Genomic DNA, 25,439 nt, shown 5'->3' on the forward strand with positions numbered 1-25,439 from the left:
CACCCGGGCGTCCGGCGATCGCACTCGTCGCGGGCGGTGGTGAACCGCGAAAAGGTCGTACCGGATGTTCCGATACGACCTCTGACCCGCGTAAACGCTGGTCGGGACGACAGGATTTGAACCTGCGACCCCTTGACCCCCAGTCAAGTGCGCTACCAAGCTGCGCCACGTCCCGATGCGTACCTGCGCCGTTCCCGGCCGGGCACGCAGGAGAAACACTACCCCACTCTCCGGCACCGGCGGACGCCCGGCCGGACGGTCGGATGCAGGTCCGGCGGGGCGGGAGGGACAATCGGGAACGTGGACGCATCACGCAGGGACCGAGACGACGACGGGCGCGCACGCAACGCCCGGCCCCGCGACGGGCTCGGGCGGCCGTTGCCGTACGGCGCGCCCGGTGTGGAGCGGCAGCCCGAGGGGATCGTGCGCTCCCCCGAGGAGACGTTGGCGGAGGCGCAGCGGCTGCTGGACGCGGGCAAGCCGTTCCACGCGCACGAGGTGTTCGAGGACGCGTGGAAGTCCGGGCCCGAGGAGGAGCGTGAGCTGTGGCGGGGCCTGGCGCAGCTCGCGGTGGGGCTGACGCATGCCGCCCGCGGCAACAGAACGGGTGGTGCGCGTCTGCTGCTGCGCGGCGCTGACCGGATCGTCGGATTCGGCGATCCGCACGGCGTCGACGTGTCCGGTCTCGCCGCCTGGGCGCGTGAACTGGCGGAGCGGCTCGACGGCCCGGTGGACCCGGTCGCCGAGGCTCCCCGGCTGGCGCTCTAGCGACGGGTGGGCCTCACCCCTGGAGCAGGATGACTTCCAGGGTGCGGGGGCCGTGGACGCCCTCGACGCGGTCCAGTTCGATGTCGCTGGTGGCGGACGGACCGGAGATCCAGGTCAGCGGGCGGGTCGGGTCCAGGCGCGGCATCGCCTGCGGCACCGAGGCGACGACCTGCTCGGGGACGCGGACGACGCAGATGTGCAGATCGGGGACGAGGGTGAGTGCCCGGCGGCCCTGTCCGGGGCCGGCGTCGAGCACGATCGTGCCGGTCTCGGCGATCGCCAGCGCGCATCCGCTGACCACCGCGTCGGTCGCGTCGAGTTCGTACGCCGTGAGCGGTCCGTCGTCGCTGCGCCGTTCGGCTGCGGTGGCCGCGAGCCAGTCCTCGGGCAGGCCGTCCGGCACCGCGACCGACCGTGCTCCGTGCCCGTCCAGCAGGTCGCCGATCAGTCCCGGCAGCGCCGCCGGCGTACTGCGGTGCACGATCGCCCGGTAGTCGGCGAGGTTCTCGTGCAGCAGGTCCAGGACGAGGGCCGGGTCGTCCGGTGTGTGGGTGGCGAGATAGTCGCGTGCGGCTTCCGGCACGTCGGGCGCGTCGCCGACGGCGGCTCGGATCCGCCCGAGGATGCGGTCACGTGAGGAGGTCATCCGCGGTTCTTCTTCCACCAGTCGCGGAAGGATTCCGCGGGCACTTCGGGCAGGTCCCTGCTCGCGGTCCATCCGCCGGCACCCGGCGGTTTCGCCGGATGGAATCTGCGGGTCCTCGAAGCAAGACGTTCACCGGCGGCGAGGGCGCCGGGGTGGTTGAGCACCCAGCCCGCCGCCATGATGGCGGCCTTCTCCAGCCGGTGTCCCTTGCCGCCCTTCTGCGCGACCGACTCCCGCAGATGGACAAGGACTTCGGGGATGTCGATGGCGACGGGACAGACCTCGTAGCAGGCGCCGCAGAGCGAGGAGGCGTACGGCAGGGAGGCGTCGATGTCGCTCTGGATGCCGCGCAGTTGAGGGCTGAGGATGGCGCCGATGGGGCCGGGGTAGACCGAGCCGTAGGCGTGACCGCCGGCGCGCTCGTACACCGGGCACACGTTCAGGCAGGCGGAGCAGCGGATGCAGCGCAGCGCCTGCCGGCCGACCTCGTCGGCGAGGGTGTCGGTGCGGCCGTTGTCGAGCAGGACCAGATGGAAGGTCCGCGGCCCGTCGGCGTCCGCCGTCCCGGTCCACATGGACGTGTAGGGGTTCATCCGCTCGGCCGTCGAGGAGCGCGGCAGGGTCTGGAGAAAGACTTCGAGATCCTGCCAGCTGGGCACGACCTTCTCGATGCCGACGACGGAGATCAGGGTCTCGGGCAGGGTCAGACACATGCGTCCGTTGCCCTCGGATTCGAAGACGACGAGCGTTCCGGTCTCGGCGACCATGAAGTTGGCCCCGGAGACGCCCACCTTGGCGCGCAGGAACTTCTCGCGGAGGTGGAGCCGGGCCGCCTCCGCGAGTTCGGCCGGGGTGTCGGACAGTCCGTCGGGCGCCGCCCGCCCCCAGTCCGCCATCCGGCTGCGGAAGATGTCGCGGATCTCGCCGCGGTTGCGATGGATGGCGGGGACGAGGATGTGGGAGGGCCGGTCGTCACCGAGCTGCACGATCAGCTCCGCCAGGTCCGTCTCGTACGCGGCGATGCCCTCGGCCTCCAGTGCTTCGTTGAGGCCGATCTCCTGCGTCGCCATGGACTTGACCTTGACGACCTCCCGTTCGCCGGTGGCCTTGACCAGATCCGCGACGATGCGGTTGGCCTCGTCGGCGTCGGCGGCCCAGTGCACGACGCCGCCCGCCGCGGTCACCCGCTCCTCCAACTGCACCAGATACCGGTCCAGGTGACGGAGCGTGTGGTCCTTGATCTGCTTGCCCGCCTCCCGCAGCAGCGACCAGTCGGCGAGTTCCGCGACGGCCTTGGCCCGCTTGTCGCGGATGGTGTGGGTGGCGTGCCGCAGATTGGCCCGCAGGGTCGAGTCGTGCACCGCCTCCTTGGCGGCGGCGGGGAAGGACGGCATACCGAGATACGTCCCGCTCATACGTGGGGCTCCTCTTCCGTCGCGCTGAGGATCTCGGCGATGTGCAGCGCCCGCAGGGGCTCGTCCTGGCGGCGGATGATGCCGCCGATGTGCATCAGACAGGAGTTGTCCGCGCCGCACAGGACGGAGGCCCGGGTGGCGACGGCGTTGCGGACCTTGTCCTGACCCATGGCGGCGGAGACATCGGGGTTCTTGACGGCGAAGGTGCCGCCGAAGCCGCAGCACTCCTCGGCGCCGGGGAGCTCGCGCAGCTCCAGGCCCTTGACCGCTTCGAGGAGCCTGCGGGGTCTGTCCCCGAGCCGCAGCAGGCGCAGGCCGTGGCAGGAGGGGTGATAGGTCACGGTGTGCGGGAAGTACGCTCCGACGTCGGTGACCCCGAGGACGTCGACCAGGAACTCCGTCAGTTCGTACGTCCGCGACGGCAGACCCGTCTCCCCGAACTCCGGATAGTGGTCGCGCACCATCGCCGCGCACGACCCGGACGGGGTGACGACGTACTCGTACTCCTCGAAGACCCGGGCCGTCCGCTCGACCAGGGGCCGAGTCTCGCGGCGGTACCCGGTGTTGAACTGGGGCTGTCCGCAACAGGTCTGCCCGGCCGGGAAGTCCACCTCCACTCCGAGCCGTTCCAGGAGCCGCGTGGTCGCGATGCCGGTGGCCGGAAACATCGCGTCGTTGACGCAGGTGACGAAGAGTGCGACACGCATGGTCGGAGGATATGCCGCGACCGCGGACCCCGGTAGGTCCCGCGATCAGCCGGATGGGGCAGACTCGGCGGGGTGAGGAAGATCTATGTGATCGGCATCGGGGCGGGCGACCCCGACCATCTGACGCTCCAGGCCGTCAAGGCGCTGAACAAGGCGGATGCCTTCTTCATCCTCGACAAGGGTGAGGACAAGGCGGATCTGACCCGGCTGCGCCGGGACATTCTCGACGCGCACATCGACGACCCCGGATACCGGCTCGTCGAGGCCCGCGATCCGGAGCGGGACCGTCAGACATCGGACTACTCCCCCGCCGTCGACGACTGGCGCCGCCGCCGCGCCGATCTCTACGAGCGGTTCATCGCCGAGGAACTGGCCGACGACGAGTGCGGGGCCTTCCTCGTCTGGGGCGATCCGGCACTGTACGACTCCACGCTCGGCATCCTGGAGGAGATCCTGGAACGCGGCGCGGTCGTCTTCGACCACGAGGTCGTTCCCGGCATCAGCAGCGTCTCCGCCCTGCTCGCCCGGCATCGCACCGGCCTGAACCGGGTCGCGCGCCCGGTGCAGATCACCACCGGCCGACGGCTCGCCGAGGGCTGGCCGGAGGGGGTGGACGACGTGGTGGTGATGCTCGACGCCCGGCAGGCGTTCACCCGCCATCTGGACCAGGACCTGTACATCTACTGGGGCGCGTACGTGGGCACCGAGGACGAGATCCTGGTGTCGGGCCGGCTGTCGGAGGTGTCGGACCGCATCGAGGAACTGCGGGCGGCGGCGCGCGCCCGCAAGGGCTGGATCATGGACACCTATCTGCTGCGGCGCGGCTGAGCAGCGCGAGCACTGCGGGTACGTCCTCGGCGGCCGGCACTCCTTCGGGCACGGGCGGCCGGCGGACCACGACGACCGGCAGCCCCAGCGACCGGGCCGCTTCGAGCTTGGCCGCCGTGGCCGGTCCCCCGCTGTCCTTGGTGACCAGCACGTCGATGCGGTGGGTCCGCATCAGGTCCAGCTCGCCGTCGACGGTGAACGGGCCCCGGGCCAGGACCGTCTCGGTGTGCGGTGGCAGGGGCGGTTCGGGGAGCTCCACGGACCGTACGAGGAAGTGCAGTTCGGCGAGGCCGGCGAAGGCGGCGAGCCCGAGCCGTCCGGTGGTGAGGAAGATCCGCTGCCCCAGGGCCGGCAACTGCGCCGCGGCGTCGTCGAGGGAGAGCGCGTCGTGCCACCGGTCCCCGGGGCCGGAGTGCCAGCCGGGCCTGCGCAGGGCGACGAGCGGGATGCCGCTGAGCGCAGCGGCCCGGGCGGCATGGGTGCTGATCACGTCCGCGAACGGATGGGTGGCGTCCACGACGGCGTCCACGCGCTCGGCCCGCAGCCAGGCGGCCAGTCCCTCGGCGCCGCCGAATCCGCCGATGCGCACGTCACCGGCCGGCAACCGCGGCCGTGCCACCCGCCCGGCGAGCGAGGTGGTGACCCGGGCGCCGCCGGGCACGGCGAGCTCGGTGGCGAGCTGCCGCGCCTCGGCCGTGCCGCCGAGGATCAGGATGTGCGTGCCGGTCATGGCCCCGAGGCTACGTCGCCGCGGCTCGCCGGCCCGACCGAGGGCCCCGGGGAGCCCCGGCCGTTCAGTGGACGAGGTGCAGGGCTTCCGGTGAGCGGTGGATCAGCGTGGGGAGCATCACCGGCGCCGGCCGGTCCTCGTCGATGCGCAGCCCGGGCATACGGCGCGTGAACAGCTCCAGGGTGAGCCGCAGTTGTTCACGGGCGAGGCGGGAGCCGGGGCAGCCGTGCGGCCCGTGCCCGAAGGCCAGGTGCTGCCGCGAGAGTGGGCGGGTGATGTCGAAGACGTCCGCCCGCTCGTACCGCCGTTCGTCCCGGTTGGCCGATCCGTACGCCACGAGCAGCGTGGCTCCCTCGGGCAGCTCGGTCCCGGCGACGGTGACGGGCCGCGTGGTGACCCGCCGGAAAGCCTGCACGGCGCTGTCGTAGCGCGCGGCCTCCTCGACCGCGGCCGGGATCAACTCGGGTTCCGCGCAGAGCAGTTCCCACTGGCGGCGGTCGCTCAGAAGATGCAGGAAGGTCGTGCCGATCAGCGCGGTGGTGGTGAGATGTCCGGCGATCAGAAAGTTCTGGAGTTCGGAGACGAGTTCGTGGCGCTGGTCGAGGGTGAGTTCGCCGTCACCGGGCGCGAGCGCCGCGGCCATGTCGGAGCAGAGGTCGTCGCGGGGGTTCTCGCGCCGGTCGCGCACATAGCCGTCCAGGAGTCTCTGCAGGGCGACGATGTCCTGGGCGGCGCTGATCTGTTCGTCCGGTCCGAGTGGGCGGAACAGGAGTTGCTCGGCGCGGTGGCCGCCGTACACGACGGCCGGTACGTCCACCGGGTCGAGGCCGATCAGCCGTCCGACGACCTGGCCGGGCAACTGCCGGGCGTACGTCTCCATCAGTTCGAATCGCCCGTCCGCCGCGAAGCTGTCGACGAGCGTCCCGGCGCGCTCGACGGCGAACGGCACCAGGGCGGCGACCCGCGCGGCCGACATCCCCCTGCTGAGCGGAGCCCGGTGGCGCTGATGGGCCTCCCCGTCGCTGGACACCACGGTGGGGCGGCCGCCGAACCCCCGGCCGAGGATCTCCAGGGCCGGCGGTGAGGGCAGCACGTCGGGCAGGAGGGCCCGCCGCGAGGAGAAGTCCTCCGGTCTGCGCAGGACCTCCCGTACGTCCTCGTCCCGCGCGACCAGCCAGGCGTCGACCTCGGGGACGAAGGTCAGGCCCTCGCCCCGGCGGGCTCGCTCGTACAGCGGATAGGGGTCGCGGTACAGGTCGTCGAGCCTGGCGTGATCGGCTCTGGCCACGCGGCGCCTCCGGGGCGGCAGAAGGACCGGCGGCCGGCCACCGGTCGGTCCGGCCATGGTGCACCCGCGCGGAGGTGGCGGAAAGTACGCCCGCCGGCGAGGGTGCCGTTCTCGGACGGTCATCGGAGCATGCGCACGAACGGCTGTCAGAACAGCAGCAGTTGGAGACCGCCCAGCACGGTTGCCGCGATGACCAGCCGTTCGAAGAGCACCTGGTCGATGCGGTCCGCGCACCATTTCCCGAGCATCGCTCCCGGCAGGACGAACAGGACGAGGACCGCGTCCAGCAGGAGCGAGGTCCGGTCGATGAGCCCGAGACCCACGCTGAACGGCACCTTGGACACGTTGACGATCAGGAAGAACCACGCGGACGTGCCCAGGAAACCCAGCTTCCGGAAGCCCGCGGAGAGCAGATACAGGGACATGACCGGACCGCCCGCGTTGGCGACCATGGTGGTGAACCCGCTGAGTACCCCGTACGAACGCGCCTTCAGCCGGCCCCGCCGCCGGCTCTCCGACGACGACGGCTCCTCATCCCCTCCCGAGCGGCGGCGCAGTGCGGTGACGCCGGCCATCAGCAGCAGAATCGCCCCGATCGAGGTACGCACGACCTGGTCGTCGGCCCAGAACAGGAACACGGTGCCGACGACGACGCCCGCGGCGACCGCCGGGAACAGCCGCAGCAGCGTCGGCCAGTGCGCATGGCGCCGATAGGTGAGCACCGCGACCACGTCGCCGGCGATCAGGATGGGGAGGAGGACGCCCGTCGACTCGCGGGCGGGGAGTACGGCGGCGAAGACCGCCAGGCTGACGGTGTTCGCCCCGCTGACCGCCGTCTTGGAGAAACCGACCAGCGCGGCCGCGGCGGCGAGCGCGACCAGTCCCCAGCTCACAGTGATGTCCATGCCAGGAACCGATGGTACGGCCACGGAAAACCGAAAAGGCCGTACCGGATGATTCCGATACGGCCTCCGACCTGCGAAGTCGCTGGTCGGGACGACAGGATTTGAACCTGCGACCCCTTGACCCCCAGTCAAGTGCGCTACCAAGCTGCGCCACGTCCCGGTGCCCGTCTGACCTGGGGTTTCCCCCGGCCGAACGCGCATGAGAACAATACCGCACTTCCCCGGGTGGTCACGAACCGCTTTCCGCACGGACGGCGCATACCGGACCGGCCCACAGAAGCGCTTGACCTCAACCAAAGCTGAGGTTGCACGGTGGTCCTCATGACGACGACATCGACCACGCGCACAGCGATCTCATCGGACGCCGACGCAGCGCCCGGGCGGGCAGCACGGGATCTCGACGCACCCGGACTCGTCGCGCCGCACCTCGACGCATCGGACCTCGACGCATCGGACCTCGGAGCGCCCGACCTCGACACATCGGATCTCCATCGACTGATGGCCCTGATGACCGGCGACGAGAAGCACGGACCCGCGGCGACGTCCACGCTCGACGCCCTGTGGGTGCTCTACGACCGCGTCCTGCGTGTCTCGCCCGCCACCGCCGACGCACCCGGCCGCGACCGGTTCCTCCTCTCCAAGGGGCACGGCCCGATGGCGTACTACGCGGTCCTCGCCGCCAAGGGCTTCTTCCCCGAGGCGTGGCTGCCCGGCTTCGGCTCGTACGACTCACCTCTCGGGCATCACCCCGACCGGACGCTGGTGCCCGGGGCCGAGATCGGCAGCGGCTCACTCGGGCACGGGCTGCCCCTCGCCGTCGGCACCGCGCTCGGGCTGCGGGCCCGCGGCCTCACCGATCCGCACGTATGGGTCCTGATCGGGGATGCCGAGCTCGACGAGGGCAGCAACCACGAGGCCATCGCCTACGCGGGGCCCGCCGGTCTGGAGCGGCTGCACACGCTCGTGATCGACAACTCCTCCGCCACCCACGGCTGGCCCGGCGGCATCGCCTCCCGGTTCGAGGCCGCCGGCTGGTCGGCGCAGACCGTCGACGGCCGGGACCACGAGGCGCTGCACGCCGCGTACATCGCCCCGCATCCGGGGCGGCCGCGGGCCGTCGTCGCCCGCGTCGAGCCCAAGAACGCCTGAACCAGCGCAGCGCCCGGACCACCGCACACGGACACACCACGAGGGGATTCTGATCATGGATACGATGCGTGACAGGTTCATCGCGACCACGAGCCGCCTGCTGGACGAGGACGCGCGGCTCGCCGTCGTGCTCGCCGAGATCAGCAGGGACGGCTTCGACGGGGCGCACCGCAGGCACCCGGACCGCGTGATCAACGTGGGCATCAGGGAACAGCTGCTGGTCGGGGTCGGCGGCGGCATGGCTCTCGCCGGAATGCGCCCGGTCATGCACACCTTCGCGAGCTTCCTGGTGGAGCGGCCCTTCGAGCAGGTGAAGCTCGACTTGGGCCACCAGCACGTGGGCGGCGTACTGGTGAGCGCCGGCGCGTCCTACGACTGGCCGGCGGGCGGCTTCACCCATATGTCACCGGGCGATGTGGCGCTGCTCGACACCCTGGAGGGCTGGACGGTCCATGTACCCGGCCATCCGAACGAGGCCGAGTCGCTGATCCGGCACGCGGCGGCGGGGGACGACCGGGTGTACGTCCGGTTGTCGCTCCAGTCGAACGCGCAGGGGCTCGATGTCGACGGCGCCCGCTTCCTCCGCGTACGCGAGGGGGCCGCCGGCGTGGTCGTCGCGGTCGGCCCGATGCTGGACAACGTCCTCGCCGCCACGGAGGGTCTCGATGTGACCGTGCTCTACGCCACCACGGTGCGGCCCTTCGACGGCGAGGCGCTGCGCGCGGCGGTGTCCGGTGCGCGGGCGGCGGACGCCGTGCTCGTCGAGCCCTATCTCGCGGGCACATCGACCACCGCCGCCAATGACGCCCTCGCGGAGCTGCCGCACCGGGTCCTCGGCCTCGGCGTCTCCCGCGAGGAACTGCGCCGCTACGGCTCCCTGGACGAGCATCTGGCAGCGCAGGGCCTCGACGCGCAGGGGCTGCGCGAGCGGATCAGCGGCTTCCTCGGACGCGGGCGGTAGCCCTCGGCCGTCTCCCTCGGCCGGTCGGATGCCGGCCTTCAGCGCTCTTCCGGCACCGACAGAGCGGGGTGCGCGGCCAGCAGCTTCTTCGGAGCGGCCTGGCGCCAGGAGTCGAGGAGGATCGCACGGAGTTCCTCCTCGTCCTCCAGCGCCGCCAACCGCACGCGCAGCCAGGGCCACTGGTCGTCGTGGCCGACCCGGATGAAGAACTTCTCGGGCTCGGCGGCGATCAGCTCCTCGCGGTCCTCCCTCGGGCACTTCACCCCCAGCACCTTGTCCTCGTCGTTCAGCGAGGCGAACAGCTTGCCCTTGTCCACACGGAACGTGGGCAGGCCCCAGGAGAGCTTCTCCAGCGCCCCCGGCAGGGAGAGCGCGATTCTGCGTACGTCGTCGGCGGTCGCCATGGGACGACCGTACGACGCCGCACCGACACTCGCCTCGCGGCGGCCCAACTCCCCCTGCACTGAGGCCCGATCGCCCCACACGGGCCGCTCCCGACCCATTGACCCCCTGTGAGGCCGGAACCTACGCTGTGCGACGTATCTAGAAAGCGCTTTCTAATTCACGGTCCGCACACCAGCCACCGGGAGCGCAATGAGCAGGCATCGCACACGGCTCCGCCGGAGAATCCTCTTCCATTCCACCGTCGTCACCGCACTTCTCGCGCTCGTCGTCGGGCTCGGCCTGGCCTCGCCCCCGCGGGCCGAAGCGGCCGCGGCCTACCGGGTCCTGGTCTTCTCCAAGGTCACCAACTTCACCCATGACTCCATCCCCGCCGGGATCGAGGCCGTCAAGAAGCTGGGCAGTGAGAACGGCTTCGAGGTCGAGGCCACCGACGACGCCGCCGCCTTCACCGACGCGAACCTCGCGCGCTTCCAGGCGATCGTCTTCAACAACACCAACTCCACGCCGGAGTCCGGGGATCTGCTGGATGCCGCGCAGCGTGCCGCGCTCCAGAAGTACGTCCGCGGCGGTGGCGGCTGGGTCGGTCTGCACGCGGCCTCGGCCAGCGAGCGCGACTGGACCTGGTACGAGGGTCTCGTCGGCGCCATCTTCGACAAGCACCCCGCCGTCCAGACCGGGCGGGTCAAGGTTCTCGACCAGGCGCACCCCTCCACCAAGGGTCTCCCGGAACTCTGGGAGCGCTCGGAGGAGTGGTACAACTGGCGCACCAACCCCACCGGCAAGGTCCACACGCTCGCGCAGATCAAGGTGCGCGACGGCATCACCGGGCTCGACGAGGGCGTCGACCATCCGTGGTCCTGGTGCCAGAACTACGACGGCGGCCGCTCCTGGTTCACCGCCGGCGGGCACGACAAGGCCGCCTTCGACGAGGCCGCCTTCCTCAAGCATCTGCTCGGCGGCATCCAGTGGGCCGCGGGCGACAAGCCCGGTGACTGCACCGCGGGCAAGACAGGTGCCTTCCAGCGCACGCCGCTCGCCACCAGCGATCTGGCCGACCCCTTCGAACTGGCCGTCGCGCCCGACCGCCGGGTGTTCTTCATCCAGCGCACCGGCAAGGTCAAGGTGATCGACCAGCAGACGCTCAAGGTCACCACCGCACTGGACTTCGCCTACACCCCGGAGATGACGAGCCAGTCCGACGGTCTCCTCGGCCTGGCCCTGGACCCCGGCTTCGCCGAGAACCACTGGCTGTATCTCCTGAACTCCGACAAGACCGAGAAGCGGATCAATCTGTCGCGGTTCACCGTCACGGGCAACACGATCGACCCCGCCTCCGAGAAGCGGCTGCTCGCCATCCCCACCCTGCGGGGCGAAGGCCGGGCCAACTCCCACATGGCCGGCTCGATCGCCTTCGACAAGCACGGCGAGCTCTACATCGCGACCGGGGACAACACCGACCCCTTCGCCTCCGACGGCTTCACGCCCATCGACGAGGGTGAGGGCCGCCGCGCCTGGGACGCCCAGGGCACCTCGGGCAACACCAACGACCTGCGCGGCAAGGTCCTGCGCATCACGCCGAAGGACGACGGGACGTACAGCATCCCGGAGGGCAACCTCTTCGCGCCGGGTACGGACAAGACACGTCCCGAGGTCTACGCGATGGGTATGCGCAACCCGTTCCGGATCACCACCGATCCGCAGAGCGGTGCGCTGATGGTCGCGGACTACGGTCCCGACGCCCGTGAGGCCAAGGCGGACCGCGGGCCCGAGGGGACGGTCGAGTACACCCGGATCACCAAGGCCGGAAACTTCGGCTGGCCGTACTGCATCGGCAACAACACCCCCTTCAACGACTACGACTTCACGACCAAGACGCCGGGTCCGAAGTTCGACTGCTCCGCCCCGGTCAACGACTCCCCCAACAACACCGGGCTCACGCAGCTGCCACCGGCCCAGCCGGCCACCGTCTGGTACGCCTACTCCGCATCGCCCGAATTCCCCGAGCTGGGAACCGGTGGCGGCGGGCCGATGAGCGGTCCGGTCTACGACTACGATCCGGCGAACACCTATCGCACCAAGTTCCCGGAGTACTTCGACGGGAAGTGGCTCAACTACGAGCTCACCCGCATCTGGTTCAAGGCGTTCTCGTTCCAGCAGAAGGACCAGACGTTCACCGATCCGCGCTTCGCCCCGGCGAAGGCCGGTGATCTGCACTCCATCAACGGGATCTTCGGCGACATGAAGTGGAACCAGCCCTTCGACGCCGACTTCGGGCCCGACGGAGCGCTCTACGTCATCGACTTCGGTCTCGGCAGCGGCACCGGCCGCGGCGGCAGCAACGAGGGCTCGGGCATCTACCGCATCGACTACGTCGGTGACGACCGGCTGCCGGACGCCAAGGTGACGGCCACGCCCGACAGCGGGAAGGCACCGCTGACGGTGAAGTTCTCCAGCGCGGGATCGGGTCTGCCGAACGGCACACCCGTGACGTACGCCTGGGACTTCGACGGGAACGGCACCACCGACTCGACGACGGCCAACCCCACCCACGTCTACCGGACCAAGGGCCGTTTCACCGCCCGGCTGACGGTCACCACTCCCGGGAAGCTCAGCGGCCTCGCGGTCACCGACATCACCGTCGGCAACTCCCGGCCCGAGGTGACCATTCAACAGCCCCCGAACGGCGGGATGTTCAGCTTCGGCGACACGATCCCGTTCAAGGTCAAGGTCACGGACCGCGAGGACGGAGAGATCGACTGCTCGCGGGTGGTCGTCCAGTCGCAGCTCGGCCACGACTCGCATCTGCATCCGCTGGACAACTACACCGGCTGCGCCGGTGAGATCCGGACGGACGCCGGTGACAGCCACGGGCCCGGCCAGAACCTCTACTACGGCATCACCGCCCAGTACGAGGACAAGGGAGCACCGGGCGCACCGGCGCTCACGGGTTCCACCTCGCTCACCCTGCGCCCCGCCCTGCGCGAGGCGGAGCACCACACCTCCACCGGCGGCGCCCACGGCGGTGCGGTGGTGGCGAGCCGCACGGACGCCTCCGGCGGCAAGCGGCTGACCGAGATCGAGGACGGCGACTGGATCCGCTTCGATCCCGTGCACCTCAAGGGGATCGACTCGGTGACGGTCGGCGCGGCCTCGGGCGGACTCGGCGGTACGGTCGAGTTCCGTTCCGGATCACCCACCGGCTCCCTCCTCGGCAGCGTGAACGTGCCCAACACCGGCGACTGGGGCAATGTCGTCTCACCCACGACACCCCTGAAGTTCGCGGGGATCAGCGCGCCGCTGTACGCGGTCTTCTCCAACCCGCAGTGGAGCGCCGACAAACCGGACCTGTTCGCCGTGGACTGGCTGCACTTCAACGGACGCGGCGTCGAGAAGCACCCGGGGACCAAGGTCACCGTGCAGGCGGCTCCGGCCACCGGCACCGCGCCCCTCGCCGTCCAGCTGACGAGCACCGTGAAACCTCTCGCGGGCCGCACCATCGCCTCGTACCACTGGGACTTCGGTGACAACACCAAGCCCACCGACCCCGAGGGCGCGACGGCCACGCACAGCTACACCAGGCCCGGTACGTACACCGCACATCTGACCGTCACCGACAACGAGGGCGACACCACCAGTGCTTTCGCCCGCGTCACCGTGAGTTGAGGCAGGAGCAGAGATGAGAGGAGCTGACATGAACGGCACCCGACGCGCCTTCCTCGGAACCGCTCTGGGCGCGGCCGCGGCGACCGCCCTGGGCACGCCCGCCCAGGCCGCCGAGACGGGCCGGTGCCGGCGGCGCATACCGCCGTCCGGCCTCGGCATGCACCTGTACACGATGCGCACCCCGCTGGCGACGGACTTCAAGGGCACCCTCGCCCGGCTCGCGGACATCGGTTACGCGACGGTCGGTGTGAGCGGCCGGCACGGCAACACCGCGGCCGCGATCCGGACCATGCTGGACGAGACCCGTCTGAAGGCGGTGCTCGAGCACGTGGGGTACGACATTGTCCGCGGCAGCGGTCTGCCGCAGGCCCTGGAGGACATCCACACCCTCGGCGCCCGGTGGATCGTCGTCCCGAGCCTGCCCGGCGCCATGCACACCCCGGCGGGATTCCGGGAAGCGGCACGGGAGTTCAACAAGGCCGGGCTCGCGGCCCGCGAGGCCGGACTCGGTCCGCTCCTGTTCCACAACCACGGCCTGGACCACGAGGTCGTCGAGGGCGAGAACCTGTACGACATCCTGCTGGAGGAGACCGACCCGCACCTGGTCGGATTCGAGCTCGATGTGTACTGGGCGGCCAAGGGCGGCGCCGACCCACGGTCGCTGTTCGTGCGCCACCGCCGGCGCTTCCCCGCGCTGCACGTCAAGGACATGGCTCCGAACGGCGACTTCGCCGACGTCGGTTCCGGCGTCCTCGACTTCCGCTCGATGTTCGGGACGGCGGACAGCGGCGGCGTACGGCAGTGGCTGGTCGAGCACGACTCACCGGCCGACCCGTTCGCCACGGCCCTGAACAGCTACCGGTACCTCTCCCGGCTGAGGTACTGACGGCGGCAGGCCGGCACGCCACTGGGCCTCGCACCCCTTCGTCGGGGTGCGAGGCCCAGTGGCGTTGATCCGTGCGCCGGTCCGCGGACCCACGCGAGGCGCCGTGCGCTCCGTCCGTCAGTCCGCGGCGGAGGCCGCACCGAGCAGATGGCGGATGTGACTGGTGGCCTCCCGGAACTCCGGACGCCCCATCGTGTCGCTGTAGTTGCGCTCGGCCGGCAGCCCCACCTCGATGATCTCGGTGATGGTGCCGGGCCGCGGGCTCATCACCACCACCCGGTCGGCCAGGTAGCAGGCTTCCGAGATGGAGTGGGTGACGAGCAGCACGGTGGTGCCCGTCTCCCGCCAGATCCGGTTGAGTTCCACGTTCATCTGCTCGCGGGTCAGTGCGTCGAGCGCTCCGAACGGCTCGTCCATCAGCAGCACCGGCGGTTCGTGCAGCAGCGCGCGGCACAGCGCCACCCGCTGCTGCATACCGCCGGAGAGCTCGTGCGGATAGGCGTCCTCGAAGCCGCCGAGGCCGGTCATGGCGATCAGCTCGTCGACGCGCCGCCGGGCGGTCGTGCCCGGCATCCTGCGCATCTCGGCCTGGAGCAGGATGTTGCGGCGGGCGGAGCGCCACTCCAGGAGGGCCGCGCGCTGGAAGACGTACCCGATGTCGTGGCGCGGGCCGCGCACCTGCTCGCCCGCCAGCCGGACATCGCCGGCAGACGGCTTCAGCAGACCGGCGACCAGCTTGAGCAGGGTGGACTTCCCGCAACCCGAGGGACCGACGATGGCGACGAACTCGCCGGGGGCGACATCGAGGGAGACGCCCTCCAGCGCGGTGACGTCCCGGTTCTTGGTGCGGAAGCGCACGGCCACGTCGGCCAGACCGACCGCCGCCGTCTGCCGCTCGTCCTTGTCCAGCTGCACTGCGGGCTCCCGCACCGTCGTCTCTCTCGCCATCGTCATCCCTTCATTGCCGTGGCGCTGTCCCAGTACTCCGCCACGGCCTTGGGGCTCTTGACCAGGCCGGCCTCGGAAAAGACGTCGATCGTCTGCTGCCAGTCGGCATCGGTGTTGACGCCCGGTGCCTTGCCCTGGGTCGCCTGGGTGTGCAGCAGGGTCAGGGTCGTCTTGAACTGCTCCGACAGCACCTCCTTGGGCGGGAGTTGCTCGCTCGCGCCGTCCATCGCGCCGACGGCCGGGGCGGGTGCCTTCTCCGCCGCGGCGAAGGACTCGCTGACCGCCTTGGCCATGCGGGCGGCCACGTCCTTCTTGGTGGTCAGGAAACGCTGCCCGGTGATGAGGCCGTTGGAGTAGAAGTTGAGGCCGTTCTCGGAGAAGCGCAGATACGCGACGGGCTTCTTGGCCTTGTTCTGCATGGTGGGGCCCTGGTCGCTGGCGTAGCCGAGCAGCCCGTCCGTCTTGCCGGAGATCACCGCGGCGATCTTGCCCGCCGGGTCGGTGTTCTGGACCTTGACGTCCGACTCCTGGAGGTTGTTCTTCTTCAGGAAGATCGGGAACGTCTTCGACAGCGCGTCGCCCGCGGTGCCCGCGATCGTCTTGCCCTTGAGGTCGGCGGGGGCCTTGATGCCCTGCGACGCGAAGAACTGCACGGAGGACGGTGTGGTCTGGAGGAAGACGCCGAGGCTCTTGACCTTGACGCCGGAGTCGACGCCGGAGAGCACCGCGGGGGTGTCCGCCCAGCCGAAGTCGGTCTGGCCGGCGCCGGTGGCCTGGACGGTCTTCTGGGAACCCTGTCCGGCCCGGATGGTGAGGTCGATGCCGTGCTTCTCGAAGATCTTCTGCTGCTTGCCGTAGTAGAACGGCGCATGCTCGCCGTACGGATACCAGTTGAGGGTCAGGGTGACCTTGTCGAGCTCCTTGCCCGAGTCACTGGTGCTCTTGTCCGAGCCGTCCTCACCGCAGGCCGTGGCGACCAGGAGCAGCGGAACGAGGCCGATCAGAACTCTGCGCGCAGTCATGGCTGGTCCTTCTCGTCAGCGTGGGTCGTGCGGGATCAGTAGGCGGTGGTGGCACCGGAGTCCCGGCGGCTGGCGTGCCACGGGAGCAGGAACTTCTCGGCGATCTCGACGAGGACGAAGAGGATCACGCCGATCAGCGACATCACGAGCAGTCCCGCGAAGAGCATCGGGGTGTCGAGGTTGCCGTTGGCCTGGAGGATGACGTAGCCGAGTCCCTCGTTGGCACCGACGAACTCGCCGACGACGGCGCCGGTGACGGCGAGCGTGACCGCGACCTTGAGGCCGGAGAAGAGGTGCGGGAGGGAGGCGGGGAACCGGATCTTGACGAAGGTCTGCCAGGAGTTCGCGCCCATGGTGGACGACAGCTGGAGCATCTCCGGGTCGACCGCCTTGAGCCCGGTCACCATCGAGATGACGACGGGGAAGAAGGCGATCAGCACGGCGATCAGGATCTTCGGGGCGATGCCGAAGCCGAGCCAGACGACGAACAGCGGCGCGATGGCGATCTTGGGAACGACCTGGGCGAAGAGCAGGATCGGATAGAGCGTCTTCTCGACGGTCGTCGAGTAGACCATGATCACCGCGGCGGCGACGCCGACGACGACGGCGATCAGGAAGCCGAGCAGCGTCTCGTAGGTGGTCACCCAGGTGTGCTGCCAGAGGTAGTCGGTCTTGCCGGTCAGGACGTCGAGCGTCGCGCCGGGCGAGGGGACGAGGTAGGGCTCGACCAGTTCGGCCGCGGCGATCACCCACCACGCGCCGAAGCAGACCAGCAGCAGCGCCACGGGGCGCCAGCTCCGGTCCAGGGCGCGAGTGATCCGCTCCCCCGTTCCCGGCTTGTTCCGCTGGGCAACTCCCGCCACTTTCTCGGGTGTTGCGTTGATGACGCTCTGGCTCACGGGTCAACTCCTCCGGTCTCCGGAGCGGCTAAGAAGAGCTGTGGACTGACATCTGCGGAAAACGCTTTCAGAAAGCGCTTTCTGGTAAGGTGTCGCCACGCTAATGACTGCCTGTACGCACGGTCAATAGGTCGTCCCGAAGTTTCGGGGGGTGCGGTGAGTGAACGGCAAGCAACACCCGTCCATGTGACGCTCGACGTCGTCGCGCGGCAGGCCGGGGTCTCCCTGGCCACGGCCTCCCGCGCGCTCAACGGGACCACACGGGTCCGGGAGGACCTGCGCCGGCGGGTCCGCGCGGCCGCGGATCTGCTCGGCTACATACCCAACGCCCATGCCCAGGCGCTCGCCAGCGCCTCCAACAACACGGTCGGACTGATCTGCCACGACGTCGGCGACCCGTACTTCGCCGCGATCGCCGCCGGAGTGATGCGCGCGGCCGCCGAGCAGGACCTCCTCGTCATGCTCGCCAGCACCTTCCGGGAACCCGAGCGCGAGATCGCGTACGTCTCCACGCTCCGCGCACAGCGGGCCCGCGCGATCCTGCTCATCGGCTCGGGCTTCCAGGACCGCGCCTGGGAGCGGGCCCTCGCCGCCGAACTCGAACCGTACGTCCGCGCCGGCGGCCGGGTCGCGGTGGTGAGCCGGCACCGCAGCCTGCGGGTGGACGCCGTGCTGCCCGAGAACCGCGCCGGCGCGGCGGCCCTGGCGCGTGCTCTGCTGGGCCTCGGGCACCGGGAGTTCGCCGTGCTCAGCGGCCCGCCGGAACTGACCACCGTCTCCGACCGGCTGGCGGGCTTCCGTGACGGCCTTGCCGGGGCCGGTGTCACGCTGCCCCAGGAGCGCGTCGTGGAGGGCCCGTTCACCCGCGACGGGGGATACGCGGCCGCACGCGAGCTGTTGACCCGGCCCACCCGGCCGACCTGCGTCTTCGCCGTCACCGACGTGATGGCGGTCGGGGCACTCGCCGCCTTCCGGGAGGAGGGCGTACGGGTCCCCGAGGACATCTCCCTGGCGGGCTTCGACGACATCCCGCTCGTACGGGAGCTCTCACCGCCCCTGACCACCGTCGCCCTGCCGCTCGCCGCGATGGGGCAGCAGGTCATGGCCCTGGCCCTGCGGGAGCCACGCGGACCGCGCTCACGTGTGGTGCGGGCCGGCGGCGAGGTCGTCCTGCGGGCCAGCGCCGCGCCACCTCCCCCCGATTCCCTTGCGGAAAGGACTCGTCGATGACCGCGCACAGCCCGCTGACCGAACGGAGCACCTCCCCCGTGCAGGCCACGATCGACCGTGTCGAGACCTTCGCGGTCGCGCTGCCGACCCGCCGTTCCTTCGGCGTCTCGGGCGGGGCCGTCGCCGTCGCCGGACAGCCCTCGATACGGGTGCTGGTGAAGGTGACCGCGGACGGGGCGCACGGCTGGGGCGAGGCCACGCCGCTGCCTGCCTGGACCTACGAGACGGCCGAGTCCATCGTCACCACCATCGACCGCTATCTCGCACCGGCCGTCATCGGCACTCCGGTCTGGAATCTCGACGCCGTCGACCGCGCCTTCGATCGGGCGATCAACCGCGGCTTCACCATCGGGGCCCCCCTCGCCAAGAGCGCGGTCGACACCGCCCTGCACGACCTGCTGGGGCGGGCCGCCGGCGTACCGCTCGGCGTGCTGTGGGGACAGCGCCGGTCGGAGACGATCGAGCTCGGGTGGATCGTGTCCGGACAGTCCCCCGCCGAGGTCGGCGACAGCGTGGCGGAGGGATCGGACGCAGGCCACCGTGCGTTCAAGGTCAAGATCGGGCTCCATGACGAGGACACGGACGCCGCCGTGGTGGCCGCTGTGCGCGACCACGCGCCGGGCGCCCCGGTGTGGGTGGACGCGAATCAGGCGTACACGGTGGATGCCGCACTGCGCATGGCCCGGCGGCTGGACGAGATCGGCATCACCGCCTTCGAACAGCCGCTGCCCGCCAACGACATCGCAGGGCTTCGCCGGCTGCGCGAGCACTCCCCCGTGCCGGTGGCCCTCGACGAGAGCCTGCGCCACCCGACCGATCTGGCGACCTTCGTACGCCTGGAAGCCGTCGACGTGGCGATCGCCAAGGTGCAGCGCAGCGGCGGACTCACCCTGTCGCGCCGACTGTGTTCGCTCGCCGAGGACTGCGGGGTGCGGCTGATGGGGTCGGGGCTCACCGACTCGGATCTGGGGCTGGCCGCGTCGCTCCATCTGTTCTCGGCGTACGGCATCGACACCCCGGTCGACCTGAACGGGCGGCAGTTCATCGATTCGCCGTACGCGGGTGAGACCGTACGGGTGGAGAAGGGCGTGGCCCGTGTTCCCGACGCGCCGGGTCTCGGCGTCGAGGTCGAAGAGGCGGTGGTGCGCGAGCTGGCCGTCGACGTACTGGAGCGCCGGGCGTAACCCGGGGCGGGCGTCGCGCGTAGCGGGGCCCTGTCAGGCCGAATACGCCGGTGCATGCGCCCCTGGCGCCCCGTGCACGCCCCACGCGCCGAAATGCACCGCTGTGCGCGGGCAGCGCCGGGCCGCCCGCCGCGAGCCCGGTCCGGCCGTGCCGCTTTCCGCCCGCAGCCTTGCCGTAGCGGTCCTCCCGGTGCGCACGGATGCCCGCTTCGGGGCCCGTTCGCCACCAGCGGCTGTCCCTCAGTGCCATATGCCCACGAAACCTTTGCCGTTGGCATGTGGCAGAAAGAAGTACACGGGGAATGCCGTACCGCAGTACCGGACAGGCCACCACCACGCGCAACCCACCATCCCTCAACCCATCGACGGCCGGCATCAGGACACCGTCGGCGTCGCTCCTGTGCCACGTGCAACTGATCAACACGACCACGTGGCCGGCCTGTTCGGCACGGGACCACTGCCGATGCACCACCTGCTCGAACAACCGCCCGAGCAGGCGTTTCGCAGAGGAGGGCTCGCGTTGGACGGCTACTTCGCCAGTCGGCTGCATCATCAACTACGCGCAGAGGTACGGCGCTTCGCGGAGAGGGAGGTACGCCCCAGAATCCCCGCCATGGAGGCTGCCCGCTCGGTCCACCACGATCTGTCCCGGCTCATAGCCCGGCAGGGCTGGCTGGGGGCGACGATCAGCCGAGGCCACGGCGGCATGGGCGCGGGACACCTCGCCAAGACAATCATCATCGAGGAGCTGGCCCGCGTCAGCGGAGCCATGGGCGCGATGGTGCAGGCCTCCCAGCTGGGCGTGGCCAAGATCGTCCACTTCGGCAACGAGACACAGAAGAAGACCTGGCTGCCCGCCATCGCCGCCGGCGAGTGTCTGCCGACGATCGCGGTGACCGAACCCGAGTCGGGGGGCCATGTCCTCGGCATGAGTGCCACCGCGGTACGGGACGGTGACGACTACGTCCTGAACGGCCGGAAGGTGTACGTCGGCAACAGTCATGTGGGCGATCTGCACGGCGTGGTGGTGCGGACCGGCTCCGGATCGGGCGGTCTGACCGCCTTCCTCGTCGAGTCGGACCGCCCCGGTGTGCGTGTCGGCGACCAGCGGCCGACGATGGGTCTGCACGGCTTCAGCTTCGGCGAACTCCACTTCCACGACTGCCGGGTGCCCGCGGCGAACCGGCTCGGCCGGGAAGGCGACGGTCTGGCCGTGGCGTACTCCTCGAGCGTGCTGTACGGACGCGCGAACCTCACCGCCGTCTCGCTCGGCATCCACCAGGCGATCCTGGACGAGACGACCCGGTTCTGCGAGCAGCGCCGGCGCTACGGCAAGCCCCTGCACGAGCTGCCGACCATCAAGCTGAAGCTCGGCAAGCTCCAGTCACGGCTCATGACCGCCCGGCTGGCCGCCTATCACGCGGTGCATCTCCTCGACGCGGGCCTGCCGTGCGACGCGGAGCTGATGAACGCCAAGCTCATCAATGTGGAGTCGGCCATCGACTCGGCCCGCAACGCCATGGAGATCCACGCCGCCGCCGGGCTCTTCACCGACCGGCCCATCGAGCGCTATCTGCGGGACGCGCTGCACATGTTCGCCCCCGCCGGCACATCCGACGTCCAGCTGCTCCGCCTCGCGGAAGTGGCTCTCGGGACGGCGAAGGGCCAGTGGTCTCAGAGGCTGTCCGAGGTGGTCGGACTGGAGCCGGCGGTGTGAACGGGACCTCCGTACCGGCCCGGTCCGCCCGAGGCGTACCGGGCCGGGCACCGCCCTGCCCACGTGGGCCTGGCTCTAGATACCGCTGTCCTCGCGCCGGTGGATCTGGTCGACCAGCTCCGCCGCCAGGGACTTGATGGTCTCCAGCCCCGCCCTCCCCCAGGGGCGCGGCTCGGTGTCCACCACGCAGATCGTGCCCAGCGCGATCCCCGTACGGTCGATCAGCGGCGCACCCAGATAGGAGCGGATGCCGATCTCGTCCACCACCGGGTTGCCGGCGAACCGCGGGTAGTCGCAGACGTCTTCGAGGACGAGTGCCTTGCGCCGTACGACGACATGCGGGCAGTAGCCGTGGTCACGGGCCATGAAGCGATTGACCTCGGCGCCGCCCGACGCGGCCGCCGCGCCCAGGTCGCTGCCGCTGTGCGTGCCCGCCGGGGTGTGCAGTCCGGCGAAGAACTGCCGGTTCTCGTCGATGAAGTTGACCATGGAGTACGGAGCGCCGGTCACCTCCGCGAGCTTGCGGGCGAACTCGTCGAAAGCCTGGTCGGGCCGCTCCCCGAGTCCGAGCTGGCGCAGCCGCCGGACGCGCGTGGGCGCCTCCCGGTCGACGGGCGTCAGCAGCAGATGGCCGGTCGGGTCGTAGGTCATGTCGGTGCTCCGTAGCTCGGCGCCGGAGCCGGCACCGCGGTGGTGGTGAGCAGATGCTGGACGAGGGTGACCAGGGTCCCGATCCCCGAGCTGGCGATCCGCGCGTCGCACAGCATGACGGGCACCTCCGGCTTGAGGTCGATCGCGGCCCGCACCTCTTCGGGTTCGTAGCGGTAGGCGCCGTCGAACTCGTTCACGGCGACGACGAACCCGATGCCGCGCCGTTCGAAGAAGTCGACGGCGGAGAAGGAGTCCTCGAGTCTGCGCGTGTCGGCAAGGATGATCGCGCCGAGCGCCCCTTCGGAGAGCTCGTCCCACATGAACCAGAAGCGCTCCTGACCCGGTGTGCCGAAGAGGTACAGCACATGGCGCTCGTCCAGGGTGATCCGGCCGAAGTCCATGGCGACCGTGGTGGTGGTCTTGGACTCGATGCCGTCGAGGCTGTCCGTCGCCGCCCCGACCTGGGTCAGCAGCTCCTCCGTGCTGAGTGGTTCGATCTCGCTGACCGCTCCCACGAAGGTCGTCTTGCCCACCCCGAACCCGCCCGCTATCAGGATCTTGAGCGCGGTCGGAAAGAGGACTTCCACGTCAGAGCCGTCGTCGTAGGCCATCGAGCACTGCCTCCAGCAGAGAGCGGTCGGTGGATGCGTCGTTGCAGCGCGGAGCCCGGGCGGTCACCGCACCGCAGTCCACGAGGTCGGAGAGCAGCACCTTGGTGACGACGGCCGGCAGTCGCAGATGCGCCGAGATCTCGGCGACGGAGGTCGGCCCGCCGCACAGCCCGAGCGCGGTCGCGTGCTCGGGCCCGAGGTGCGTCTGGGGCACCGTGCCGGTGGCCATCACCAGGGAGAGCAGATCCAGCGTGGCCGTCGGGCGGGTACGTCCGCCGCTCACCGTGTAGGGGCGGATGAGGCGGCCTGCGGCGTCGTCGAGCAGCGGCCCGTCCGTGGGGGACGGCACGTTCACGGCCCCGCGACGCCGGTCGCCCCGGCCGCCTGTCTGGCAGGCGTGGCGAGGTACGGCCGCACGCTCTTGACCAGCATCGCCATCTCGTAGCCGAGGACGGCGGCGTCCGCCTCACGGCCCGCCAGCACGGCCAGACAGGTCCCGGAACCGGCGGTGGAGACGAACAGCAGCGTGCTGTCGAGTTCCACGACCACCTGACGCACCTCTCCCCCGTCGCCGAAGCGCGTTCCGGCGCTGCGGCCGAGGGAGTAGAGGCCCGACGCGAGGGCTGCCATGTGGTCGGCACTGTCGTGGTCCAGGCCGTGTACGGATTTCACCAGGCCGTCCGAGGAGAGCAGTACCGCGTTGCGGGTGTACGGCACGCGCTGGACCAGGCCGCTGAGCAGCCAGTCGAGGTCCGAGACATGGCCGTTCGGCACATCGCTCGCCATGTGCATCTACTCCTTGGGGGTGTTGTCGTGGCGCTGCGGTTCGCCCTGCCGGACGGAATCCGCGGGGGGCTGCGCCTCGGCCAGTCCGATGCCGCGCTGGAAGGCGGCCATCAGACCGGGGTCGTGCAGGGCGTGTTCGTCGTCCTTGCGGGGCGGTGGGGGGTTCTTGAGCTGCGGAACGAGGTGCTCCTGGCTGCGCCGCCTGGGTAGTTGGGGCCGGCCCATGGTGCCGCGCACCACCCCGGGGGGCCGGGTGCCCGGCGCGGAGGCCGTCTCACCGGCGGGAGGGCCCTGGGAGGGTCCCGCGGCGCTGAAGCCCGGGGGTGCCTCGGCGGGATTGGGGCGGTCGGGGTGCGCGGCCCGGACGGGCAGGGGTGCCGCTGCGCCGGGTGTGGCGTGGGCCGGCTGCGGCTGGTGCTGCGGTTGCGCGGGGTGGTGGTGCGGCGGAGGCGGTTGATGCTGTTGTGGTGGTGGTGCCTGCGGCCGCTGGTGCTGTGGCGCCTGATGCTGTGGCTGTAGCTGCCGGGGAATCGCGGGCGGCGAGGTCGCCTGGGTGACGGTCGGCTGCGCCCTGCGGCGGCGCCCGCCGCCCTCGGGCGCGGCGGCGGTGGAGTCGGTGGTATCGGACTGCTGGAGTCCTCCCGGCTCGGTGCCGAGCAGTCCTTCCGGCAGGACGAGGGTGGCCTGCACTCCGCCGTAGATGTTGGACTGGAGCCGTACCGCGATGCCGTGCCGGCGAGCGAGCGCCGAGACGACGAACAGACCGATCCGCCCGTCCTGGAGCAGATGTGCCACGTTGACCTGGTCGGGGTCGGCGAGCAGAGCGTTCATCTTGGTCTGCTCACCGAGGGGCATGCCGAGTCCGCGGTCCTCGACCTCGACGGCGAGACCGGCCGTGACGTGCTGGGCGCGCATCAGCACCTGGGTGTGCGGCGCGGAGTACAGCGTGGCGTTCTCCACCAGCTCGGCCAGCAGATGGATGACGTCGGCGACCGCGTGGCCGCGCAGGGTGCCGTCGATGGGCGGCACCAGCTTGACCCTCGGGTACTGCTCGACCTCCGCGATCGCGGAGCGCAGCACCTCGGTCATGGTGACCGGGTTGGACCACTGCCGGCGGGAGATCGCGCCACCGAGGACCGCGAGGTTCTCCGCGTGCCTGCGGATACGCGTCGCGAGGTGGTCGACGTGGAAGAGGCCCTTGAGCAGCTCGGGGTCCTCGACCTCGTTCTCCAGCTCGTCGAGGAGCTGGATCTCGCGGTGGACCAGCGACTGGAGCCGCCGGGCGAGATTGACGAAGACCTCGACCTTCTGTTCGTTGCCGACGCTGCTGGACAGCCGGGATGCCTGCACCACGGCGGCGACCGCTGCCTCGTGGGAACGGCCCAACTCGTGCGTGAGCAGGTCGAATTCGTCACCGCGCTGTGCCGCGGGCAGCGCCGGACGGGGGGCCGGCGGGCCTTCGCCCCGGCGGAGCCGGTCGACCACGGTACGCAGGTCCGCCTGGCTGCGGGCGGTGGTGCGGCGCAGTGCCGCGCACCGGTCGAGCACCGACCGGGCCATCCGGTCCGCGCCGAGCGCCGCGGCGGCCACGGCCGCTATCGCGAGCGCCGCCGAGCCGGTCAGCACGACCCAGAGACCGCCGGACGGCTGAGGCGTGGCCGAGCGGATGGTGAAGATCACCGCGGCGGCGCCGCTCAGCGCGGCGACCAGGGCCGGTAGCACCGCCGTACGCAGCAGTTGCGGGCGTATGCGGGTTTCCGGCGACGACGGCGCGGAATGCTGTCTGCCCGCCGGTGAGGCGGAGCGGGCGGCAGTCCGGCCGTGGCGCCCGCCCTCGCGGCGGTCCGGCCGCGCGGCAGGTGCGCGTAGTTGAGACATCAGCGTCCTTGGTACGTGGGGTCCCAGGATTCGGCGTGCATGGGGTCGGCACGGTTCAACGACGGCCCGGGAATGGCGATATGAGCCCACCGTTGATCACCGGGCACACACGGTAGTCGCCAGTTCGTCACGTGCGACGGGCAGTTGACAAACTTGCCCGCG

24 protein-coding genes and 2 tRNA genes are annotated in these 25,439 nt (G+C 70.6%); 9 read left to right on the forward strand and 17 right to left on the reverse strand.

Annotated elements, in window-relative coordinates; genetic code table 11:
• Positions 1 to 98: 98 nt before the first annotated feature.
• Positions 99 to 175 (reverse strand) — tRNA-Pro (locus tag RPQ07_RS05220).
• A gap of 125 nt (positions 176 to 300) precedes the next feature.
• On the opposite strand from RPQ07_RS05220, the gene RPQ07_RS05225 reads away from it, so the two are divergent.
• A complete protein-coding gene (locus RPQ07_RS05225; RefSeq protein ID WP_313942834.1) occupies positions 301 to 768 on the forward strand; it encodes a DUF309 domain-containing protein in 468 nt (155 codons plus the stop codon).
• 13 nt (positions 769 to 781) lie between these two features.
• On the opposite strand, the gene RPQ07_RS05230 is transcribed toward RPQ07_RS05225, so the two are convergent.
• The 3 genes from RPQ07_RS05230 to RPQ07_RS05240 are packed head-to-tail and all read right to left on the reverse strand — an operon-like array spanning position 782 to position 3,536.
• Positions 782 to 1,414, reverse strand: coding sequence for a LutC/YkgG family protein (locus tag RPQ07_RS05230; RefSeq protein WP_313942835.1), 633 nt, complete (start codon positions 1,412 to 1,414; stop codon positions 782 to 784).
• On the reverse strand, positions 1,411 to 2,829 hold the full coding sequence (locus RPQ07_RS05235) for a LutB/LldF family L-lactate oxidation iron-sulfur protein (RefSeq protein WP_313942836.1): 1,419 nt from the start codon (positions 2,827 to 2,829) through the stop codon (positions 1,411 to 1,413). The genes RPQ07_RS05230 and RPQ07_RS05235 overlap by 4 nt, the downstream gene beginning before the upstream one ends.
• Positions 2,826 to 3,536, reverse strand: coding sequence for a (Fe-S)-binding protein (locus RPQ07_RS05240; protein ID WP_313942837.1), 711 nt, complete (start codon positions 3,534 to 3,536; stop codon positions 2,826 to 2,828). The genes RPQ07_RS05235 and RPQ07_RS05240 overlap by 4 nt, the downstream gene beginning before the upstream one ends.
• A 72-nt stretch (positions 3,537 to 3,608) precedes the next feature.
• Between RPQ07_RS05240 and cobF the strand changes: the two genes are divergently transcribed.
• Positions 3,609 to 4,364 carry a precorrin-6A synthase (deacetylating) gene (cobF, locus tag RPQ07_RS05245; RefSeq protein WP_313942838.1) on the forward strand — a complete coding sequence of 252 codons (756 nt, stop codon included), beginning with the start codon at positions 3,609 to 3,611 and terminating at the stop codon, positions 4,362 to 4,364.
• Here cobF and RPQ07_RS05250 read toward each other — a convergent pair.
• From RPQ07_RS05250 to RPQ07_RS05265, 4 genes are all read right to left on the reverse strand, one after another.
• Positions 4,333 to 5,094 (reverse strand): cobalt-precorrin-6A reductase, encoded by a 762-nt coding sequence (locus RPQ07_RS05250; protein ID WP_313942839.1) that lies wholly within the window; start codon positions 5,092 to 5,094, stop codon positions 4,333 to 4,335. The genes cobF and RPQ07_RS05250 overlap by 32 nt on opposite strands.
• 64 nt (positions 5,095 to 5,158) lie before the next feature.
• Positions 5,159 to 6,382 (reverse strand): cytochrome P450, encoded by a 1,224-nt coding sequence (locus tag RPQ07_RS05255; protein WP_313942840.1) that lies wholly within the window; start codon positions 6,380 to 6,382, stop codon positions 5,159 to 5,161.
• Positions 6,383 to 6,528: 146 nt separating this feature from the next.
• A complete protein-coding gene (locus tag RPQ07_RS05260; RefSeq protein WP_313942841.1) occupies positions 6,529 to 7,287 on the reverse strand; it encodes a sulfite exporter TauE/SafE family protein in 759 nt (252 codons plus the stop codon).
• Between the two features lie 83 nt (positions 7,288 to 7,370).
• Positions 7,371 to 7,447, reverse strand: a tRNA-Pro gene (locus RPQ07_RS05265).
• A 338-nt stretch (positions 7,448 to 7,785) separates the two neighbouring features.
• Here RPQ07_RS05265 and RPQ07_RS05270 point away from each other — a divergent pair.
• Both RPQ07_RS05270 and RPQ07_RS05275 read left to right on the forward strand, forming a co-directional pair.
• The gene (locus RPQ07_RS05270) at positions 7,786 to 8,436 is read left to right on the forward strand and encodes a transketolase (RefSeq protein WP_313948790.1); all 651 of its coding nucleotides are present in this window, start codon (positions 7,786 to 7,788) and stop codon (positions 8,434 to 8,436) included.
• A 55-nt stretch (positions 8,437 to 8,491) separates the two neighbouring features.
• The gene (locus RPQ07_RS05275; RefSeq protein WP_313942842.1) at positions 8,492 to 9,397 is read left to right on the forward strand and encodes a transketolase; all 906 of its coding nucleotides are present in this window, start codon (positions 8,492 to 8,494) and stop codon (positions 9,395 to 9,397) included.
• 38 nt (positions 9,398 to 9,435) lie between these two features.
• On the opposite strand, the gene RPQ07_RS05280 is transcribed toward RPQ07_RS05275, so the two are convergent.
• On the reverse strand, positions 9,436 to 9,801 hold the full coding sequence (locus RPQ07_RS05280; RefSeq protein WP_313942843.1) for an MmcQ/YjbR family DNA-binding protein: 366 nt from the start codon (positions 9,799 to 9,801) through the stop codon (positions 9,436 to 9,438).
• 190 nt (positions 9,802 to 9,991) lie between these two features.
• Here RPQ07_RS05280 and RPQ07_RS05285 point away from each other — a divergent pair, with 190 nt between their 5' ends.
• Positions 9,992 to 13,465 (forward strand): ThuA domain-containing protein, encoded by a 3,474-nt coding sequence (locus tag RPQ07_RS05285; RefSeq protein WP_313942844.1) that lies wholly within the window; start codon positions 9,992 to 9,994, stop codon positions 13,463 to 13,465.
• Between the two features lie 28 nt (positions 13,466 to 13,493).
• Complete coding sequence (locus RPQ07_RS05290) at positions 13,494 to 14,351, forward strand: sugar phosphate isomerase/epimerase (RefSeq protein ID WP_313942845.1); 858 nt, start codon at positions 13,494 to 13,496, stop codon at positions 14,349 to 14,351.
• A 117-nt stretch (positions 14,352 to 14,468) separates the two neighbouring features.
• On the opposite strand, the gene RPQ07_RS05295 is transcribed toward RPQ07_RS05290, so the two are convergent.
• From RPQ07_RS05295 to RPQ07_RS05305, 3 genes are read right to left on the reverse strand one after another with little or no spacing between them, the layout of a single operon-like run.
• Positions 14,469 to 15,305 (reverse strand): ABC transporter ATP-binding protein, encoded by an 837-nt coding sequence (locus RPQ07_RS05295; protein WP_413777702.1) that lies wholly within the window; start codon positions 15,303 to 15,305, stop codon positions 14,469 to 14,471.
• On the reverse strand, positions 15,302 to 16,321 hold the full coding sequence (locus RPQ07_RS05300; protein ID WP_313942846.1) for an ABC transporter substrate-binding protein: 1,020 nt from the start codon (positions 16,319 to 16,321) through the stop codon (positions 15,302 to 15,304). The genes RPQ07_RS05295 and RPQ07_RS05300 overlap by 4 nt, the downstream gene beginning before the upstream one ends.
• A gap of 35 nt (positions 16,322 to 16,356) precedes the next feature.
• Positions 16,357 to 17,220, reverse strand: a complete 864-nt coding sequence (locus RPQ07_RS05305; protein ID WP_313942847.1) for an ABC transporter permease — start codon at positions 17,218 to 17,220, stop codon at positions 16,357 to 16,359.
• A 186-nt stretch (positions 17,221 to 17,406) separates the two neighbouring features.
• Here RPQ07_RS05305 and RPQ07_RS05310 point away from each other — a divergent pair, with 186 nt between their 5' ends.
• The 3 genes from RPQ07_RS05310 (at position 17,407) to RPQ07_RS05320 (ending at position 21,351) form a co-directional block, all read left to right on the forward strand.
• Positions 17,407 to 18,450: a LacI family DNA-binding transcriptional regulator gene (locus RPQ07_RS05310; protein ID WP_313948792.1), complete on the forward strand. Its 1,044-nt coding sequence runs from the start codon at positions 17,407 to 17,409 to the stop codon at positions 18,448 to 18,450.
• The gene (locus tag RPQ07_RS05315; RefSeq protein WP_313942848.1) at positions 18,447 to 19,634 is read left to right on the forward strand and encodes a mandelate racemase/muconate lactonizing enzyme family protein; all 1,188 of its coding nucleotides are present in this window, start codon (positions 18,447 to 18,449) and stop codon (positions 19,632 to 19,634) included. The genes RPQ07_RS05310 and RPQ07_RS05315 overlap by 4 nt, the downstream gene beginning before the upstream one ends.
• Positions 19,635 to 20,154: 520 nt before the next feature.
• On the forward strand, positions 20,155 to 21,351 hold the full coding sequence (locus tag RPQ07_RS05320; RefSeq protein WP_313948793.1) for an acyl-CoA dehydrogenase family protein: 1,197 nt from the start codon (positions 20,155 to 20,157) through the stop codon (positions 21,349 to 21,351).
• Positions 21,352 to 21,426: 75 nt separating this feature from the next.
• On the opposite strand, the gene RPQ07_RS05325 is transcribed toward RPQ07_RS05320, so the two are convergent.
• The 5 genes from RPQ07_RS05325 to RPQ07_RS05345 are packed head-to-tail and all read right to left on the reverse strand — an operon-like array spanning position 21,427 to position 25,277.
• Complete coding sequence (locus tag RPQ07_RS05325) at positions 21,427 to 22,002, reverse strand: GAF domain-containing protein (protein WP_313942849.1); 576 nt, start codon at positions 22,000 to 22,002, stop codon at positions 21,427 to 21,429.
• Positions 21,999 to 22,613: a GTP-binding protein gene (locus RPQ07_RS05330; protein WP_313942850.1), complete on the reverse strand. Its 615-nt coding sequence runs from the start codon at positions 22,611 to 22,613 to the stop codon at positions 21,999 to 22,001. The genes RPQ07_RS05325 and RPQ07_RS05330 overlap by 4 nt, the downstream gene beginning before the upstream one ends.
• A complete protein-coding gene (locus tag RPQ07_RS05335; protein ID WP_313942851.1) occupies positions 22,591 to 22,962 on the reverse strand; it encodes a DUF742 domain-containing protein in 372 nt (123 codons plus the stop codon). The genes RPQ07_RS05330 and RPQ07_RS05335 overlap by 23 nt, the downstream gene beginning before the upstream one ends.
• 2 nt (positions 22,963 to 22,964) lie before the next feature.
• A complete protein-coding gene (locus tag RPQ07_RS05340) occupies positions 22,965 to 23,399 on the reverse strand; it encodes a roadblock/LC7 domain-containing protein (RefSeq protein WP_313942852.1) in 435 nt (144 codons plus the stop codon).
• 6 nt (positions 23,400 to 23,405) lie between these two features.
• Positions 23,406 to 25,277, reverse strand: coding sequence for a sensor histidine kinase (locus RPQ07_RS05345; protein WP_313942853.1), 1,872 nt, complete (start codon positions 25,275 to 25,277; stop codon positions 23,406 to 23,408).
• Positions 25,278 to 25,439 lie beyond the last annotated feature (162 nt).

Source organism: Streptomyces sp. AM8-1-1, assembly GCF_032229325.1.
Taxonomy (GTDB): Bacteria; Actinomycetota; Actinomycetes; order Streptomycetales; family Streptomycetaceae; genus Streptomyces; species Streptomyces achmelvichensis.

Excerpts from the sequence above, each read along its gene's own strand:
- RPQ07_RS05315 (WP_313942848.1), top strand. The coding sequence starts at position 18,447 with ATGACCGCGCACAGCCCGCTGACCGAACGGAGCACCTCCCCCGTGCAG.
- RPQ07_RS05230 (WP_313942835.1), bottom strand. The coding sequence starts at position 1,414 with ATGACCTCCTCACGTGACCGCATCCTCGGGCGGATCCGAGCCGCCGTC.
- RPQ07_RS05260 (WP_313942841.1), bottom strand. The coding sequence starts at position 7,287 with ATGGACATCACTGTGAGCTGGGGACTGGTCGCGCTCGCCGCCGCGGCC.
- RPQ07_RS05240 (WP_313942837.1), bottom strand. The coding sequence starts at position 3,536 with ATGCGTGTCGCACTCTTCGTCACCTGCGTCAACGACGCGATGTTTCCG.
- RPQ07_RS05340 (WP_313942852.1), bottom strand. The coding sequence starts at position 23,399 with ATGGCGAGCGATGTGCCGAACGGCCATGTCTCGGACCTCGACTGGCTG.
- RPQ07_RS05270 (WP_313948790.1), top strand. The coding sequence starts at position 7,786 with ATGGCCCTGATGACCGGCGACGAGAAGCACGGACCCGCGGCGACGTCC.
- RPQ07_RS05325 (WP_313942849.1), bottom strand. The coding sequence starts at position 22,002 with ATGACCTACGACCCGACCGGCCATCTGCTGCTGACGCCCGTCGACCGG.
- RPQ07_RS05295 (WP_413777702.1), bottom strand. The coding sequence starts at position 15,305 with ATGACGATGGCGAGAGAGACGACGGTGCGGGAGCCCGCAGTGCAGCTG.
- RPQ07_RS05330 (WP_313942850.1), bottom strand. The coding sequence starts at position 22,613 with ATGGCCTACGACGACGGCTCTGACGTGGAAGTCCTCTTTCCGACCGCG.
- RPQ07_RS05280 (WP_313942843.1), bottom strand. The coding sequence starts at position 9,801 with ATGGCGACCGCCGACGACGTACGCAGAATCGCGCTCTCCCTGCCGGGG.
- RPQ07_RS05275 (WP_313942842.1), top strand. The coding sequence starts at position 8,492 with ATGGATACGATGCGTGACAGGTTCATCGCGACCACGAGCCGCCTGCTG.
- RPQ07_RS05345 (WP_313942853.1), bottom strand. The coding sequence starts at position 25,277 with ATGTCTCAACTACGCGCACCTGCCGCGCGGCCGGACCGCCGCGAGGGC.
- RPQ07_RS05290 (WP_313942845.1), top strand. The coding sequence starts at position 13,494 with ATGAACGGCACCCGACGCGCCTTCCTCGGAACCGCTCTGGGCGCGGCC.
- RPQ07_RS05285 (WP_313942844.1), top strand. The coding sequence starts at position 9,992 with ATGAGCAGGCATCGCACACGGCTCCGCCGGAGAATCCTCTTCCATTCC.
- RPQ07_RS05235 (WP_313942836.1), bottom strand. The coding sequence starts at position 2,829 with ATGAGCGGGACGTATCTCGGTATGCCGTCCTTCCCCGCCGCCGCCAAG.
- RPQ07_RS05300 (WP_313942846.1), bottom strand. The coding sequence starts at position 16,321 with ATGACTGCGCGCAGAGTTCTGATCGGCCTCGTTCCGCTGCTCCTGGTC.
- RPQ07_RS05250 (WP_313942839.1), bottom strand. The coding sequence starts at position 5,094 with ATGACCGGCACGCACATCCTGATCCTCGGCGGCACGGCCGAGGCGCGG.